This is a genomic window from Bradyrhizobium retamae, from assembly GCF_001440415.1.
In the GTDB taxonomy this organism is placed as follows: domain Bacteria; phylum Pseudomonadota; class Alphaproteobacteria; order Rhizobiales; family Xanthobacteraceae; genus Bradyrhizobium; species Bradyrhizobium retamae.
This window is the reverse complement of record NZ_LLYA01000179.1, coordinates 1-15,797: the sequence shown is the minus strand read 5'-3', so window position 1 is coordinate 15,797 and position 15,797 is coordinate 1. Positions and strand designations below refer to the sequence as shown.

The window sequence follows — 15,797 nt, the reverse complement described above, 5'->3', positions numbered from 1 at the left end:
TTCGCGCATGCACCTTTGCGTGCGCAGGGCCGGTTCCCGCGCCTTTGCATAACTGAATTCGGCAGCGTGAGGGACTAAAAATGCCCGGGAAGGCAAATTTTTGCCGTACGTGGCCGGCGCTCGGCGAGCGGCAGGCTCAGGGCGTTCCGAGCGGGTCGGTGACGAGGTTCATCGCAAGAGCCTGCTTGGGGCTGAGCCAGCGAATGTCCCTGGTCTCGGACATCGCTTCCACGATCGAGGATGAAACCCCCATTTTGGTCATGTAGCCCAACACCGCGCCTGATATCCGCTGGGCCTCTGCGACGGGATCGCTCACGGGTTTGGTCGTGACAAACCGATGAACGCCCAATGCCGAGCCCAATACGCCGTAGCGAGCCTTGCCTCCGGCATAGGCCAGCACGCAGGCGCTGGCGCAGTAACCGGGCTTGATGCGGCCCACATCGTCGGCGCTGCCGACCGCTGTCGCTAGCCCCCGCGACCGGATGATCTCGCCCATGATCACGGCCTGGTTCAAATCACCGCCGGGGGAGGCCAACAAGACGATGTCACCGGGTGCGAGGTTGGCCTGGTCCAGCCTGCTGCGAAACCAGCTCGCCGCAGCGGGGCCGATCGTGCCACTGACGAACAGGGCGCGGCGCCCCCGGCTCGAACCGTCGAGATGGAGCGTATCGATCACCTGCGATGTCAGGCTTGGCGAGACGTACTGGTCCTTCCAGTAGTGCCAGGCCTCCGGCTGCGACAGCTCCCGGTAGGCGCGAATGCACACGCCGGCAACCAGCAGGATGAAGATTGCCACCGTCCAAAAATGCCATTTGCGCCGGGGTGGCTGGGGCGGCGGCGCCGGGGCCTGACCGGCCGGGAGGCGCGGTGGTGCGACCGCAGGGCCTGTCGGCGAGCTGCGTAAACGATTTTCCCCGTCCTGGTTGTCGCCGGCTGACAATCGATCCTCTTTGCAAGCCGGACCCGTTCAGGATCAAGCTGGCCAGAGCACTAATACGAATTTATGGCCGAGGATATGGCGGCGATGCCGACGGTAAGCGCTTAGTGAACGGCGGCGGTGCGCTTGGTCGCAGCCGGTTTGGCGGCGGGCTTGCCCGTGGCAGGTGCGGGGGCCGAATCCCAGCCGCCGGCGGGCGACGCCACGTTAACGGCATCGTCCGGCTGCGGCTCCACGGTGAAGGTCTGGATCGCAAGCTTGGCCGCTGCCAGCGACTGGGCGTCGAGGCGCTTGGCAACATCGTCGCGCTTGCGACCGGCATCCGTATCGCCTTGGGCGGCTGCGAGGCTGAACCATTTGAAGGATTCGGCGAGGTTCTGTTCGACGCCGATGCCGCGGGCATAGAGGATGCCGAGGTTGAACTGGCTGTCGGCGACGCCGCGATCGGCGGCTTTGCGGAACCAGATCGACGCGCTCTTGTAATTGGCACCCTTGCCGCCGCCATCGGCGTCGAGCACGGCCAGATTATGCATCGCCTTGGCGCTGCCGCGCTCGGCCGCCTGCAGGTAGTAACGCCGCGCGATATCCAGGTCCTTTTTCACGCTCATGCCCTTCTCGTAGAAGGTGCCGAGCCGGAACAGTGCGGGCACCACGCCGGCCTGTGCCGCGCGGTCGTACCATTTGGCGGCCTCGTCGAGGTTCGGGGCGATGCCCTTGCCTTCGGCAAAGCGCACACCGACCTCGTAAGCCGCGGCCGGGTCGCCCTTCAGCGCGGCGGCGCGCAGCACCGGCCCGCCGATACCATCGGGCAACCGCTCGCTCGGCGGCACCGCGATCATCGCAAGCTTGGCGCCGCTGGCCGGCATCGCGTGAATCGCGCCGGTGATATCGCTGGCCGTAACCGGGGATGCCGTGGCCTGCGGCGGAGCTGCGACCCGCGCGCTGTCCAACGTGTTCGGCGCCGAAGAATTGTTCGATTGCTTCTCGACCGGCGTCGGCGAGATCATCGAGGGCGCCTGCGGTGCGGGCATCGCAGGAGCGGGCCTTGCGCTGCTCTCCGAGGGTGCGGGGGCCTGCGCCGGTGCGGCCGGTTCGCTGGACTGTTCCATCATCGGCAGTTGCAGGACGCTGCCGGTATCGAGCAGCGTCATCGCCATCTTGAAGGTGCCGAGCACGATCACGACCACGCTCGCGCCCACCAGCAGCGAGCGGATCTTGGTGGAAATGTTCGACGCGTTCTTGTCGCCGGCCTTGGCCTTGTCGCCGCCCTTGTCCTTCGATGCGGCCTTCGCAGCCGAACGTCCGGCTTTCTCGGGCGGGGGCGTGGCGGCTGCGGCCTGCGCGGCGCGGCGCGCAGCGGCAATGAAGCTCGATGAGCTGACCGGCTCCTTCGGTGCGGAAGCAATCTCGTTGATCGCGTTTTCGGAAGCGGCGATCCGTTCGGATGGCGAAGCGACGCGCGGCGGCGGCCGCGTGCCGGGCTCGAGCGGGTGATCCGGCGGCAATTCCGGCGCGATCGCGGTGCGCGGCGCGGCCGCATGCGGCTCCAGGATTTCGCTGATCGCCCGCGGCGGGAGTGGCGGCGCAACCGGCGCGGCCGGCTGCACGGCGTGGAATTCGCGCGGGGCGGCGGCAAAGGGCTCCGGAGCATTCCCCTGCAGCGCGGCAGGGTTCGGCAATTCCGGCTTCGATTGCTGCGGATAGGTCATCAGCGGCGTGGTCGGGCGGGGCGCTTGCTCGCTCATTTCGGTCGCTGCAAGCGGAGCGGCGGACGTGGCCGGCGCACCGCGAACCCCGCGCAGATCGCCTTCGATCATCGACAGGCGATCGACCACATGGCCGAGCGTATTGTGAACGGTCTCCAGCGAGTCCTGCGTGCGGCGATCGGTTTCCGACTGGCTGAAGCGGATGTCGGATAGTTCGCGCTTGACCAGGTCGACGATGCCCGAGTCAGTCGGCTGCGATGCACTGCCGGAATTGCGGTTGGATTCGGCGAGTGCGACCAGGCTGGCGTGCTGGCGTTCAAGAGAACGCAGAATATCGTGCAGGCCTTCCTCGACCCGCCCGAGGTCGATGGCCGGAGCTGCGGAACGATCGTTGGAGGCTTCCAGGCGCTCCAAGAGATACGAGACGCGCTGTTCGAGATGGGCAAATGCCGACGCATTGTCGTCGCCGGCCGGAATGCGGTCGAGCCGCTCCGACAGCGAGCGCAGCGCGTTTTCGACATACTCCGAATTCTCGCTTGCGGCCGGCGGCTGCCGGGACTCCAGCGTCGAGGTCAGCGCGGCCAGGCGCTGTTCGAGAATACCGAAGGCATCGCTGTTGCCGTCAAAGCGGGAAAGCTGGTCGACCTTGGCCGACAGCGTGTGCACGTCGTCGGCGAGGCGGGCCAGCGCGTCGTTGGAGGCGACGTTGGAGACGATCCCGCGCAGCGCCGCGATCGCGCTTTCGAGCTGCTGCACCGTCGACGGATCGTCGTTCGAGCGCAGGATCAGGTCGAGCTTGGCGCCGAGATTGTGGATCGCCTCGTCATAGCCGGTGAGCTGCTCGGCCGGCGTCAGCGAGCGCAACGCTTCGCGGATTTCGCCAAGGGCGCGCTCGATGTTGGCCAGCATCTGGCCGTCGGTGCCGTTATGGCGGCTATCGTCGATGCGGCGGGACAGCGAGCGGATTTCGTTCTCGAGCGATTCGATCTCCCGGCGTGGCACCGCCTCGGTGATGGCCTGACGGATTTCGGCAAGCTCGCTGCGGAACGCCGCAATCGACTGTTCGATATGATCGGGACGCTGCAGCGCCTCGATCTGGCTCGTGATCTTGATCAGGTGCCGTTCGAGCGAAGAAAAGTCCGGCCCCGCAGGCGCGGCCTGCGTCATTGGCTGCACAGATTTGGGCTGCGCAGAATGGGGCTGGGCGGCAGGGGCGGTCGGCGCGGCATTGCGCGGCGGCATCGGCCGCGGCGGCGGAGTATCGAGTTCGTGCTGGCGCGCGGCGATTTCGGCGATCGCAAAATCCATCGAGGCCGGGCTAAGCGGCGGCGCCGGGCGATAGACCTGGGTCGCGGCACGCTCGACCAAATCGGTCTGACGCTGCCTTTCCAGCATCTGCGCCTGACGCGCCGGCACGGGATTCGAAATCTGCGACAGCCGCGCGTCGAGGCGCGAAATGGCCTCGTTTAGCTGGCGCGCCACCGTCGGCTCGCCATGAGCGGCTTCGCCGCGGACTGCAGGCCGCGAAATCTGCTCGATCTGCTTTGTGATCGAATCCAGCCGCTGGTGAATGTCGGCCACGTCGGGGATCTGCCGGCCCGGCGTCGCCGGCCGCTGACCGGAGGGCGCGCCGAAACCGGGCGGGGCCGGTTCGCCGACGGTAGAATTCAGCCATTCGTTCAGCGACATGCCGGCGCGGCGTGCAGCCGCCTCGGCCCTGTCGCGCACCGATGGATCGATGCCGTCAACACTCCACGATACGCGCGAATTCATGCTCTCGTCCGGTTCCGCTACGGCGCCCCACCCGCGCCATCAGCCTCCCCGCGCGTCCCACTGAAGAGACAATCGTATTTTCGCGCGGGTCGCCTGCCTCGGAACTGACTTTTTCGCGTTACGGTAAAGAAGCGGTTAAGGAATGGGACGGACGGCCCCAAAAGTTACCAGGCGGCCAAATCAGCCGGCGTTAGCTATTGGTTTCGCGCTTGACGTCCTCGATCGGTACGACGTTGGTCCGCTCCGCGCCGGAAGACAGGGCCGACAATGCCTCGATCGCCTCTTCGCACCATTCCGCCACGGCGCGCTCGTGGGCGAGGCCAACGCGAAGTCCCAGCAATTTTCCGACATCGGCCGGCGGTGCCGTGCCGTCAGGGAAGCGCTTGCTGAGCAGGCGTTCGTAGCGGGCGAAGCGGTCGCGGTGGTGTTCCAGCCGCGCCATCAGATCTGTGCGCAACGGTTCGATGTCGACGCTGTCGAGCGCGTAGAGCCGCACCAGGAGGTCGTCCTTGATCGAAGCCGGAACGCTCGGCCGTGCGGCCCAATGCCGGAGCGCGGCGCGCCCCTCGGGGGTGAGGGTATAGACCAGCTTGTTCGGCTTGCCGGACTGCACCACCTCGCGGCCCTGGATGTGGCCGCGGTCGCGAAGTTTTGTGAGTTCCCGGTAGATCTGCTGGTGGTCCGCCTTCCAGAAAAACCCGATCGAGTTGTCGAACGTCTTGGCGAGCTCGTAGCCCGTCATCGGACGTTCGGTCAGGCAGGCAAGGATCGCGTCACCAAGCGCCAAAACGCCGGCCTCCGGCTTTTCATTGTAATTTGACATTATGCATAAAGTTGCATATGCGTCAACGCGCATAAGATCCGGAGAAGCCCATTCTCCGGCGCAGCCCGTCATCGCCCGCATAGGAGACATGATGACCATGAGCGGCCTCGACAAGTGGTACGGCTACATGAAGTCCCATGACACGGCAGCGTTATGGGATCTGTTGCACCCGGATTCGGTGTTTGAAAGCCCTGTCGTTCATACGCCGCAGCGCGGGCGCGACATCACCTTCAAATATCTGGCGAGCGCCGAGAAGGTGCTGGGCGGCCCCGGCTTCAAATACACAGGCGAATGGCGCAGCCCGAACGGTGCGGTCCTCGAATTCGAAAACGAGATCGAGGGCATCAAGATCAACGGCGTCGACATCATCACGTTCAGCGATGACGGTAAGATCACGCACTTCAAGGTGATGGTGCGTCCGCTGAAGGGAATCAATCTGCTACACCGCTTGATGGGGGAGCAACTCGCCAAGCAGTGACGAGGGGCGAGAGATCAAGGTCGTCACCATCCCCGGCGTCTTTATATGTCGCAATGGCTGTCGGGATATTTGCTGGCCTGGTCACTCCCTAGGACATCGCGAACCGGATAAGGTCGCTTTCCGGAACGCCGCACAGTTTTACGTCAAGCGCCGCCGCCAGTTTTCAAGCCTGCCCCTGCCGGGAGAACATCATGCCGATCTACAAAGCCCCCGTGGAAGACGTCACGTTCCTACTCAACGACGTGTTCCAGATCGACCGCTACGACAATTTGCCCGGTTTCACCGACGCCTCCGCCGATGTGCGCGAGGCGATTTTGGGCGAGGCCGCAAAGCTTTCCGAAGAGGTGTTGCAGCCGCTCAATCGTGTCGGCGATCTCGAAGGCTGCAAGCGGCATGACGATGGCTCGGTGACGACGCCGAAGGGGTTCAAGGAAGCCTTCAAGCAGGTAACCGAAGGCGGCTGGCTCGGTCTGTCGGCGCCGGCGGAATATGGCGGGCAGGGGCTGCCGGTGACGTTGAGCCAGGTTGTCACCGAATTCCAGAGTGCGGCCAACATGGCGTTCTCGATGTATGGCGGCCTGACCATGGGCGCGACGGCTGCGCTTCTGGTGCACGGCAAGCCTGAACAGAAGAACATGTTCGTGCCGAAGATGGTGGCGGGTCAGTGGACCGGCACCATGAACCTCACCGAGCCGCAATGCGGCACCGATCTCGGCCTGTTGCGCAGCAAGGCGGTGAAGCAGGCCGACGGCAGCTACAAGATCACGGGCACCAAGATATTCATCTCGTCCGGCGAGCATGACCTCGCCGAGAACATCATCCATCTGGTGCTGGCGCGCATCGAAGGCGCTCCCGCCGGCATCAAGGGCGTGTCGCTGTTCGTGGTGCCGAAATTCCTCGTCAACGCCGACGGCTCGCTGGGGCAGCGCAACGGCGTGTCCTGCGGCTCGATCGAGCACAAGATGGGCATCCACGGCAATTCGACCTGCGTGATGAACTACGACAACGCCACCGGCTGGCTGATCGGCGAAGAGAACAAGGGCATGCAGGGCATGTTCGTGATGATGAACGAGGCCCGCCTCGGCGTCGCCGTGCAGGGGCTGGCGCAGTCCGAAGTCGCCTATCAGAACGCCGTCGCCTATGCGCGCGAGCGCCTGCAGGGCCGCTCGCTCACGGGCGCCAAGGAGCCTGAGAAACCGGCCGACCCGATCATCGTGCACCCGGATGTTCGCCGCGTGCTGCTCACCATCCGCGCCTTCAACGAGGCGGCGCGCGCCATGGTGGTGTGGACCGCGCTGAAGAGCGACGTCGCCCACCGCTCCTCCGATCCGAAGGATCGAGAGGCCGCCGACGACCATATGGGCCTGATGACTCCGGTCATGAAGGGCGTGATGACCGACGTCGGCTTCTCCAACGCGGTGCTGGCGCAGCAGATGTATGGTGGCCACGGCTATATCGCCGAGCACGGCATGGAGCAGTTCGTGCGCGATGCGCGCATCGCCATGCTCTATGAGGGTGCCAACGGCATCCAGGCGCTCGACCTGGTCGGCCGCAAGCTGCCGCGGAATGGTGGCCGCGCCGTGATGGCATTCTTTGCCGAGGTCGGAGCGTTTGCCAAGGAGCACGGCGGCGACGAAGCGATGAAGCCGTTCGTCGCGCCGCTCTCGACCGCGCTCGGTCATCTGCAGCAGGCTACCGGTTGGCTGATGCAGAACGCGTTGACCAAGCCCGACAACGCCGGCGCCGCCGCCACCGACTACATGCAATTGTTCGGCCTCGTCGCCTTCGGCTACATGTGGGCGCGGATGGCGAAGGTGGCGCAGGACAAGATTGCGGCTGATGGCGCCACGCCCTATCTGACGACCAAGCTGGTGACAGGCCGCTTCTTCATGGAGCGGATGCTGCCGGAAACCCACGTCCATCTTGCGCGCATTCAGTCCGGTTGCGCGACCACCATGGAACTGGCGTCGGAAGCCTTCTGATTTTTCGCCGTTTCCCGTTCGATCTGCCTATAATATTATGATCCTCATACCAGGAGGGCGTCATGCCTGAGGCATATATCTACGATCACGTTCGCACCCCGCGCGGCCGCGGCAAGCCCGATGGCGCGCTCCACGAGGTCACGGCGCTGGCGCTCGCCACGGTGCCGCTGCAGGCGCTGAAGGAACGCAACAACCTCGCTGAAGACGTTATTGACGACGTCATCCTCGGCGTGGTCGATCCGGTCGGCGAAGCCGGCAGCGACATCGCTCGCTTCGCGGCGCTGAAGGCGGGCCTCGGCGAAAGTGTCCCCGGCGTGCAGATCAGCCGGTTCTGCGCCTCCGGCCTCGACGCCGTGAATTTTGCCGCCGCCCAGATCATGGCCGGCCAGCATGAACTCGTGATCGGCGGGGGCGCCGAATCGATGAGCCGTGTCGGCATCGGCGCGTCCGGCGGCGCCTGGCCGATGGACCCGTCGATGGCGGTGCCGTCCTATTTCATGCCGCAGGGCGTCTCGGCCGATCTGATCGCCACCAAATACGGTTTTTCGCGCGACGACGTCGACGCCTATGCCGTGCAGAGCCAGCAGCGCGCCGCCAAGGCCTGGGACGAGGGTCGCTTCAACAAGTCCGTGGTTCCGGTGAAGGACGTCAACGGCCTCACCATCCTCGCCAAGGATGAGCACATGCGCCCGACCACGACCATGCAGTCGCTGGCGCAACTGCAGCCGTCGTTCACCGTCGTCGGGCAGATGGGTGGCTTCGATGCGGTCGCGATCCAGTCGCACCCCGAAATCGAGCGCGTCAATTACGTCCACCATGCCGGCAATTCTTCCGGCATCGTCGATGGCGCCGGCGCGGTGCTGCTCGGCAGCAAGGAAGCAGGCGCCAAGCACGGCCTGAAGCCGCGCGCAAAAATCCGTGCCTTCGCCAATATCGGCTCGGAGCCCGCAATGATGCTGACCGGTCCGGTCGATGTCACCGAAAAGCTGTTCGAGCGTTCCGGCATGAAGAAGTCGGACATCGACCTGTTCGAACTCAACGAGGCCTTTGCTTCCGTCGTGCTGCGTTACATGCAGGCGTTCGAGATTGACAATTCGAAGATCAACGTCAATGGCGGTGCGATCGCGCTCGGTCATCCGCTAGGGGCAACGGGCGCCATGATCCTCGGCACCGTACTCGACGAGTTGGAGCGCACCAACAAATCGACCGCGCTGGTGACGTTGTGCATCGGCGGCGGCATGGGGACAGCTACGATCATCGAAAGAGTCTAGCTGCCGTAGGGTGGGTTAGCCGAAGGCGTAACCCACCCGTGCCACGGCGAGAGAAGTGGTGGGTTACGCTTCGCTAACCCACCCTACGAAATCCAAGTCAACCGCCGCGCCTGATATCGGCTGCCGGCACCGAGGGAGCAACTACATGGCCTTCAAGAATTTCAAACTAGACACCGACGCCGACGGCATTGCGCTCGTCACCTGGGATATCCCCGGACGTTCGATGAACGTGCTCGATGAAACCTCGACCACCGAACTCGAGGAGATCCTGAAACAGACCACGGCGGACGCCGCGGTAAAGGGCGTCGTCATCACCTCCGCCAAGGAAGCGTTCTGCGCCGGTGCCGATCTTTCCATGCTCGAGGGCATGAACAAGGAATACGCGAAAGTCTTCAAGGAAAAGGGCGAGGTTGCCGCCAACCAGATGCTGTTCGACCAGAGCCGGCGCTTCTCGCTGGTGCTGCGCGGCATCGAAACCTGCGGCAAGCCGTGGGCGGCCGCGATCAACGGCTTGGCGCTCGGCGGCGGTTTTGAGGTGACGCTGTCCTGCCACTACCGCGTTGCGGCTGAAAATCCCAAGACCCGGCTCGGCCTGCCCGAGGTGAAGGTCGGTCTGTTCCCTGGTGCCGGCGGCACCCAGCGCGTGCCGCGCCTGGTGCCACCGCAGGATGCGATGACGATCCTGCTCAAGGGCGACCCGGTCACCGTGGAGAAGGCCAAGTCGCTGAACCTGATCCACGCCATCGTGCCGGCAGCCGACCTGATCAAGGCGGCGAAGGACTGGATCAAGGGCGGCGGCAAGGCGGTCGCGCCCTGGGACGAGAAGGGCTTCAAGCTGCCGGGCGGACCGGTGTTCTCCAAGGCCGGGATGATGATGTTTCCGGCGGGGAATGCGATCTACCGCCGCGAGACCTACGACAATTATCCGGCGGCGCGCGCCATCATGAGCTGCGTCTATGAGGGTCTGCAGTTGCCGATCGACGCCGCGCTCCGCGTCGAGTCGCGCTACTTCACACAAGTGCTGCGCTCCAAGGAAGCCGCAGCGATGATCCGCAGCCTATTCCTGTCGATGCAGGAACTGAACAAGGGCGCGCGGCGGCCTGCGAACGTGCCGCCGACCAAGGTGAAGAAGATCGCCGTGATCGGCGCCGGCTTCATGGGCGCCAGCGTCGGCTACGTCTCGGCCCGCGCCGGCCTCGACGTCGTCCTGATCGACCGCGACCAGGAAAGCGCCGACAAGGGCAAGGCCCATGCGCAGAGGGTGATCGACGAGCAGATCGCCAAGGGCCGCGCCAAAGCAGGCGACCGTGACGCGCTGCTGGCGCGCATCACGCCATCAGCGGACTACGCCGCGCTAGGGGATTGCGACCTCGTCATCGAGGCGGTGTTCGAGGACCGCAAGGTCAAGGCGGAAACCTTCGCCAAGGCGCAGCAATACCTGAAGGGGGATGCGATCTTCGCGTCCAACACCTCGACGCTGCCGATCACTTCGCTGGCCGAAAGCTTCAAGGATCAGGGCAAGTTCATCGGCATCCATTTCTTCTCGCCGGTAGAGAAGATGATGCTGGTCGAGATCATTCTCGGCAAGAACACCGGCGATGTCGCGCTCGCCGCCGCGCTCGACTATGTGCGGGTGATCGGCAAGACGCCGATCGTCGTAAATGATTCCCGCGGCTTCTACGCCAACCGTTGCGTCGGCCGTTACATCGCCGAAGGCAACGAGATGTTCCTCGAAGGCGTGCCGCCGGCGATGATCGAGAACTGCGCCAAGATGGCCGGCATGCCGGTCGGTCCGCTGTCGCTGTCGGATGAAGTCGCCCTCGACCTCGGGCTGAAGGTCATCAAGGCGACCGAAGCTGATCTCGGCCCCAACGCCATCAACCCCGACCAGAAGAAGCTGATGGTGGAACTGGTCGAGAAGCAGGGCCGCCTGGGGCGCAAGAATGCCAAGGGCTTTTACGATTACCCCGAGAAGGGCAAGGGTCAGAAGAGCCTGTGGCCCGGACTTTCCGCGCTGCAGCCCAAGCAGCTCGACCCCGATACGATTGATATCGAGGAATTGAAGCAGCGCTTCCTGGTGGTGCAGGCGGTGGAGGCCGCGCGCACGGTGGAGGACCACGTCATCACCGACCCGCGCGAGGCCGATGTCGGCTCGATCTTGGGCTTCGGCTTCGCGCCGTTCACCGGCGGCACGCTGTCCTATATCGATTTCATGGGCACGCGGAAGTTTGTCGAGCTCTGTCACAAGCTGGAAGCCAAGTACGGCTCCCGCTTCACCCCGCCGAAGCTCCTCGAAGACATGGCGGCGAGCGGCGAGACCTTCTACGGCCGCTTCCCGCCGAAGAAGCAGGCGGCGTAACGCTCTCCTTCGTCATTCCGGGATGGTCCGAAGGACCAGACCTCAGGTGCGCAATTGCGCATCGTAGTTCGATGCTTCATCGCCCCGGAATGACGAAAACAAAAAGGGCCGGATCGTCGATCCGGCCCTTGTCTCTTGTCTCTGTCGAACGTTCACGCCGCCTTCAGCAGCCCTTCCTTGGTCATCGCCTCCTGCACCGTCGGGCGCGCAGCGACGCGGGCCTTGTAGGCAAGAAGGTTCGGCATATCGGAGAGATCGAACTTCAAGCGGTCGGTCGCCCACATCAGCATGGTGAACAGATAGCCGTCGGCCACGGTGAATTGCTTGCCCATCAGGTAGTCGCGCCCGGCCAGCGCCGTTTCAAGGTATTTGAACTTGCCCATGGCGCGATCCTTGAAAAACGCCTTGGCGTCGTCGGCCAGCGCCGGCGAGAACATCGGTCCGAGATTCTTGTGCAGCTCGGTCGTGATGTAGTTCAGCCATTCCAGCAGCTTGTAGCGCTCGTCCGAATCGCGGGGCGGCACCAGATTCTTGCCCGCCCTGTCGGCGATCATCTGGACGATGACCGGCCCCTCGGTGACCAGTTCGCCCGAATCAAGCGCCAGCACCGGCACCTGGCCCTTCGGGTTGACCTTCAAAAAGTCGTCACCATTCTCAAGCTTCTTGGCGCGCAGGTCGACCTTCACCAGATCGTAGGGCAGACCGGCCTCGAGAAGCGCGATATGGGGGGACAGCGAACAGGCGCCCGGGGAATAGTACAGTTTCATTGGCTTTTTCCTTCCCTCGATATTATTGGCGGGATGACTAAATGCATCTGCATGGAATAGTCAAGATTGATGCAGATGCATTTAGTGCGGTACACTGATCCTTGACAGATACGGACCGGACCATGAAACGCAAACCATCGACCGAGGCGACCGCCGCCTGGATCCGCCTGATGCGGGTGCAGAGCCGGGTGCTCGATGCCGTCGAACAGGATTTGAAGAAAGCGGGCTTTCCGCCGCTGGCCTGGTACGATGCGCTATTGGAACTGTCGCGTGCCCCGTCCGGTGAGATGCGCCCGGTAGAGCTGGAAAAGCAGATGCTGATCCCGCAATACTCCACCTCGCGGCTGATTGACCGCCTGGTGGACGAGGGCCTGGCGGCGCGGCGCGAATGCAAGATCGACAAGCGCGGCCAGTTCGTAGAGATCACCGAAGCCGGGCGCGAGTTGCAGAAGAAGATGTGGGGCGCCTATTCGGCGGCGATCGAAAAGCACGTCGGCTCCAAATTATCAGATGCCGACGCCACGAAGCTTTGCGGTCTGCTCGACCGGCTGGGCTGCTCGTGCTCCGACGTCAAGGCGGCCGCTGCCCGCGACGGCGTGCCGGCGCGATGACATCTTTGATACGTTTCGTTGGTGCGGACGCCGCCGTCCGCACCCCTTCAGCCACACGGCGCGTTCGGTCGAATCGCCAGATATCCGGATTTTTTCATGGCGCGTGACCAGATCGATATGACGCCGCTGCAATCGCGTGACGAACTCGTCGCGTGGTTCGAGGCCGGCATCAAGCCGCCGTCCGAGTTCCGGATCGGCACCGAGCATGAGAAGACCCCGTTCACGCTGGAGGGCCGCCAGCCCGTGCCGTATGACGGCGCGCGCGGCATCGGCGCGCTGCTCGAAGGCATGCAGCTTTTGCTCGGCTGGGAGCCGATCATGGAGAACGGCAACATCATCGGGCTGTATGACGTCACCGGGGGCGGCGCGATCTCGCTAGAGCCGGGCGGACAGTTCGAATTGTCGGGCGCCCCGCTTGAGAACGTGCACCAGACCCAGTCCGAGCTGATGGCGCACTTGGCGCAGGTCCGCGAGATCGCGACGCCGTTGGGCATCGGCTTTCTCGGGCTTGGCATGACGCCGTCCTGGTCGCGGTCGCAGATCCCGGTGATGCCCAAGGGCCGCTACAAGATCATGACCAACTACATGCCGAAGGTCGGCCAGTACGGCATCGACATGATGTACCGGACCTGTACGGTGCAGACCAATCTCGACTTCTCCTCGGAAGCCGACATGGTCAAGAAGCTGCGGGTGTCGCTGGCGCTGCAGCCGGTGGCGACCGCTTTGTTCGCCAATTCGCCGTTCACCGAGGGCAAGCCCAACGGCTTCCTGTCGTTTCGCTCCGAGATCTGGCGCGACACGGATAACGCGCGCGCCGGCATGTTGCCGTGGGTATTCGAGGACGGCATGGGATTCGAGCGCTGGGTCGACTACGCGCTCGATGTGCCCATGTACTTCGTCAAGCGCGGCGAGACCTATATCGATGTCGCCGGCTCGTCGTTCCGCGCCTTCTTCGAGGGCCGCAACAATTCGTTGCCCGGCGAGCGCCCGACGATATCAGATTGGGCCAATCATCTGTCGACGATCTTCCCGGAAGTCCGCCTGAAGCGTTATCTTGAAATGCGCGGCGCCGATGGCGTGCCGTGGGGCCGCCTGCCGGCGCTCCCGGCGTTCTGGGTCGGCCTGTTGTACGACAATGACAGCCTCGACGCGGCCTGGAATCTGGTCAGCCACTGGACCGCCGCGGAGCGTCAGGCGTTGCGCGACGACGTCCCGCGCTTCGGCTTCAAGGCCAGGATCAAGGACCGCTATCTGTTCGAGATTGCTAAGGAATGCCTGAAGCTGTCGCATGCGGGCTTGCGGCGGCGCAACCGCGTCGACCATTCCGGCCGCGACGAGAGCCGCCACCTCGAACCGCTCGAGCGCATCCTCGAAGCGGGCCGCACTCCAGCGGAAGAGATGCTGGATAAATTCAACGGCGATTGGGGTGGCTCCGTGGAGCCGGTCTATCAGGAATACGCGTTCTGATTAAACGGGTTGCCTGGCCTTCGGGCCGTTCATCCGCCGTACAGGTTGATGGCGCTCAAATGACAGCCGATCCAGCGTGATCCGAACGGCCGCCTGCCGGTCTTTCGGAAAAATCATGCTGAATCAATGGGCTGAGGGCGGGACGGCTTTTCGAGGAAAGTCACCCCGCGCTGACAACGCGCGCATTCGAAAGCAACCGCAGATGGAGACAGGTCGCCTGCTCAGGGCGTGTATGGTGGCGCTCGCCTTCTTGGCGGCGGCCGTATGCGCGCGCCCGGCGCTGGCGCAGGCCAATTTCGACCGTCCCGGCGGCGATTATCTCAGCGCTCCCGTGACCTCGGGCGATCCGGCGGAATGCGCGCTGATCTGCGAGCGCGATCGGCGCTGCCGCGCCTGGAGCTTCAATTATCCGACCGGCTTGATCAAGGGCGCGGTCTGCTGGCTGAAGGGCAGCGTGCCGCCTCGAGTCAAGAGCGGCGATTGCTGCGTTTCCGGCGTGCGCGGCGCCGGCGTGGTCGAGCGCCGCAATGACAGCGTTGAAACCTCAATCGACCGCGTCGGCGGCGATTACAAGAATTTCGACCTCAAGGACGGCGACGGCGATGATGCCTGCAAGGCAGCCTGCGCCGCCGACAACAAATGCCGCGCCTGGACCTACGCGCGGCCGGGCTATGCCGGCAAGGAAGCGCACTGCTTCCTGAAGAAGGACATCAAGCCGCCGCGAAGGAAGGCGGGGTTTACCTCGGGCGTGGTGAGATAGCGGCCGCGTACACATCCGTCGTCCCCGCGGAACGCGGGGACCCATAACCACAAATCTCTATTGATGTGCGCGCTGTGGCCCCAGCCTTCGTAATCACAAACATCGGTGGTTATGGGTCCCTTGCGTTCGCAGGGACGACGGTGACGGCTACGACTTCATTCCGCCGGCAACACCGTGAGCTCCGGCCACAGCGCCTTCCATCGCGCCGCCTTTGCCGCGTAATTGGCTGCAGAGAAATTTGGTCCCGGGTTGGGCCGCGCGATTATCGCCACGACGTCATCAAAACCATTCGGTGCGTAAACCTCGTACCCATCCTGCGTCCGCCGGACTCCGATTTGGGTATTCTTGGTCAGAAAGCGATCGATGCCATCGGTCGAGCAACGCAACTGCGGGTAGGGCAGGCCGTGTTTCTCCGGGTACCAGAGGTGCACGCGCGCCTGGTTGCGCGCCTCGACCGCGATGCCGCGGCTTGAAAAGCGCTGCGCCAGCGTGCGGATGACGGCATCTTCGGCTTCCCAGGACGTATCGGGATCGAAATAGAACACGTCGTAATCGTTGATGCCGTAATCGACCGCGCGCTTAGTCAGCACGTTCCACACCGTCTGCACGAGGCAGCCGGAGACCAGCCACGCGTCCGGCAGCGACAGCCGAGACAATTCCTCGGTGATGATCTCGTTGAAGGGATTTTGTAATGCGGCGGTGAGGAATTGGTCTCTATCCATAGGCACGCCGCCGTATGTGGGCCAAGCGAAGCGTGCCCACTATGTCCAATGTTGCAAGCGGGATGGTGGGCGGCGCAAGTGCGCCGTTGCCCACCCTACGAGGCTGTGAATCTTTTCATGGCGGAGGGTCGGCGGCCATGA

General features: G+C 64.0%; 12 protein-coding genes. 7 read left to right on the top strand and 5 right to left on the bottom strand.

What is annotated here, in order from left to right:
• Window positions 1-136: 136 nt before the first annotated feature.
• From CQ13_RS28870 to CQ13_RS28860, 3 genes are all read right to left on the bottom strand, one after another.
• Window positions 137-940 (bottom strand): COG3904 family protein, encoded by an 804-nt coding sequence (locus CQ13_RS28870; RefSeq protein WP_057846218.1) that lies wholly within the window; start codon window positions 938-940, stop codon window positions 137-139.
• Between the two features lie 101 nt (window positions 941-1,041).
• On the bottom strand, window positions 1,042-4,416 hold the full coding sequence (locus tag CQ13_RS28865) for a tetratricopeptide repeat protein (RefSeq protein ID WP_057846217.1): 3,375 nt from the start codon (window positions 4,414-4,416) through the stop codon (window positions 1,042-1,044).
• A gap of 190 nt (window positions 4,417-4,606) precedes the next feature.
• Window positions 4,607-5,203 (bottom strand): PadR family transcriptional regulator, encoded by a 597-nt coding sequence (locus CQ13_RS28860; protein WP_057846242.1) that lies wholly within the window; start codon window positions 5,201-5,203, stop codon window positions 4,607-4,609.
• Between the two features lie 127 nt (window positions 5,204-5,330).
• Between CQ13_RS28860 and CQ13_RS28855 the strand changes: the two genes are divergently transcribed.
• The 4 genes from CQ13_RS28855 (at window position 5,331) to CQ13_RS28840 (ending at window position 11,329) form a co-directional block, all read left to right on the top strand.
• On the top strand, window positions 5,331-5,717 hold the full coding sequence (locus tag CQ13_RS28855) for a nuclear transport factor 2 family protein (RefSeq protein WP_057846241.1): 387 nt from the start codon (window positions 5,331-5,333) through the stop codon (window positions 5,715-5,717).
• A gap of 191 nt (window positions 5,718-5,908) precedes the next feature.
• A complete protein-coding gene (locus tag CQ13_RS28850; RefSeq protein ID WP_057846216.1) occupies window positions 5,909-7,699 on the top strand; it encodes an acyl-CoA dehydrogenase C-terminal domain-containing protein in 1,791 nt (596 codons plus the stop codon).
• 62 nt (window positions 7,700-7,761) lie between these two features.
• Window positions 7,762-8,970, top strand: a complete 1,209-nt coding sequence (locus CQ13_RS28845; protein ID WP_057846215.1) for an acetyl-CoA C-acetyltransferase — start codon at window positions 7,762-7,764, stop codon at window positions 8,968-8,970.
• A gap of 145 nt (window positions 8,971-9,115) precedes the next feature.
• Window positions 9,116-11,329: an FAD-dependent oxidoreductase gene (locus CQ13_RS28840; RefSeq protein ID WP_057846214.1), complete on the top strand. Its 2,214-nt coding sequence runs from the start codon at window positions 9,116-9,118 to the stop codon at window positions 11,327-11,329.
• A gap of 152 nt (window positions 11,330-11,481) precedes the next feature.
• Here CQ13_RS28840 and gstA read toward each other — a convergent pair whose 3' ends face one another.
• Entirely contained in the window at window positions 11,482-12,096 is a 615-nt protein-coding gene (gene gstA, locus CQ13_RS28835; protein ID WP_057846213.1) for a glutathione transferase GstA, read from the bottom strand.
• Between the two features lie 122 nt (window positions 12,097-12,218).
• Here gstA and CQ13_RS28830 point away from each other — a divergent pair, with 122 nt between their 5' ends.
• The 3 genes from CQ13_RS28830 to CQ13_RS28820 all read left to right on the top strand — a co-directional run bounded on the left by CQ13_RS28830 (window position 12,219) and on the right by CQ13_RS28820 (window position 14,934).
• Window positions 12,219-12,707, top strand: coding sequence for a MarR family winged helix-turn-helix transcriptional regulator (locus CQ13_RS28830; protein ID WP_057846212.1), 489 nt, complete (start codon window positions 12,219-12,221; stop codon window positions 12,705-12,707).
• Window positions 12,708-12,803: 96 nt separating this feature from the next.
• On the top strand, window positions 12,804-14,174 hold the full coding sequence (locus CQ13_RS28825; protein ID WP_057846211.1) for a glutamate--cysteine ligase: 1,371 nt from the start codon (window positions 12,804-12,806) through the stop codon (window positions 14,172-14,174).
• 232 nt (window positions 14,175-14,406) lie between these two features.
• Window positions 14,407-14,934: a PAN domain-containing protein gene (locus CQ13_RS28820; RefSeq protein WP_156433975.1), complete on the top strand. Its 528-nt coding sequence runs from the start codon at window positions 14,407-14,409 to the stop codon at window positions 14,932-14,934.
• Window positions 14,935-15,089: 155 nt separating this feature from the next.
• Here CQ13_RS28820 and CQ13_RS28815 read toward each other — a convergent pair whose 3' ends face one another.
• Window positions 15,090-15,656, bottom strand: coding sequence for a nucleotidyltransferase family protein (locus CQ13_RS28815; RefSeq protein WP_057846209.1), 567 nt, complete (start codon window positions 15,654-15,656; stop codon window positions 15,090-15,092).
• Between the last annotated feature and the right edge of the window lie 141 nt (window positions 15,657-15,797).

Bases quoted from the DNA above. Each gene is read 5' to 3' on its own strand.
- CQ13_RS28865 (WP_057846217.1), bottom strand. From the start codon at position 4,416: ATGAATTCGCGCGTATCGTGGAGTGTTGACGGCATCGATCCATCGGTG.
- CQ13_RS28855 (WP_057846241.1), top strand. From the start codon at position 5,331: ATGACCATGAGCGGCCTCGACAAGTGGTACGGCTACATGAAGTCCCAT.
- CQ13_RS28850 (WP_057846216.1), top strand. From the start codon at position 5,909: ATGCCGATCTACAAAGCCCCCGTGGAAGACGTCACGTTCCTACTCAAC.
- CQ13_RS28845 (WP_057846215.1), top strand. From the start codon at position 7,762: ATGCCTGAGGCATATATCTACGATCACGTTCGCACCCCGCGCGGCCGC.
- CQ13_RS28840 (WP_057846214.1), top strand. From the start codon at position 9,116: ATGGCCTTCAAGAATTTCAAACTAGACACCGACGCCGACGGCATTGCG.
- gstA (WP_057846213.1), bottom strand. From the start codon at position 12,096: ATGAAACTGTACTATTCCCCGGGCGCCTGTTCGCTGTCCCCCCATATC.
- CQ13_RS28830 (WP_057846212.1), top strand. From the start codon at position 12,219: ATGAAACGCAAACCATCGACCGAGGCGACCGCCGCCTGGATCCGCCTG.
- CQ13_RS28825 (WP_057846211.1), top strand. From the start codon at position 12,804: ATGGCGCGTGACCAGATCGATATGACGCCGCTGCAATCGCGTGACGAA.
- CQ13_RS28820 (WP_156433975.1), top strand. From the start codon at position 14,407: ATGGTGGCGCTCGCCTTCTTGGCGGCGGCCGTATGCGCGCGCCCGGCG.
- CQ13_RS28815 (WP_057846209.1), bottom strand. From the start codon at position 15,656: ATGGATAGAGACCAATTCCTCACCGCCGCATTACAAAATCCCTTCAAC.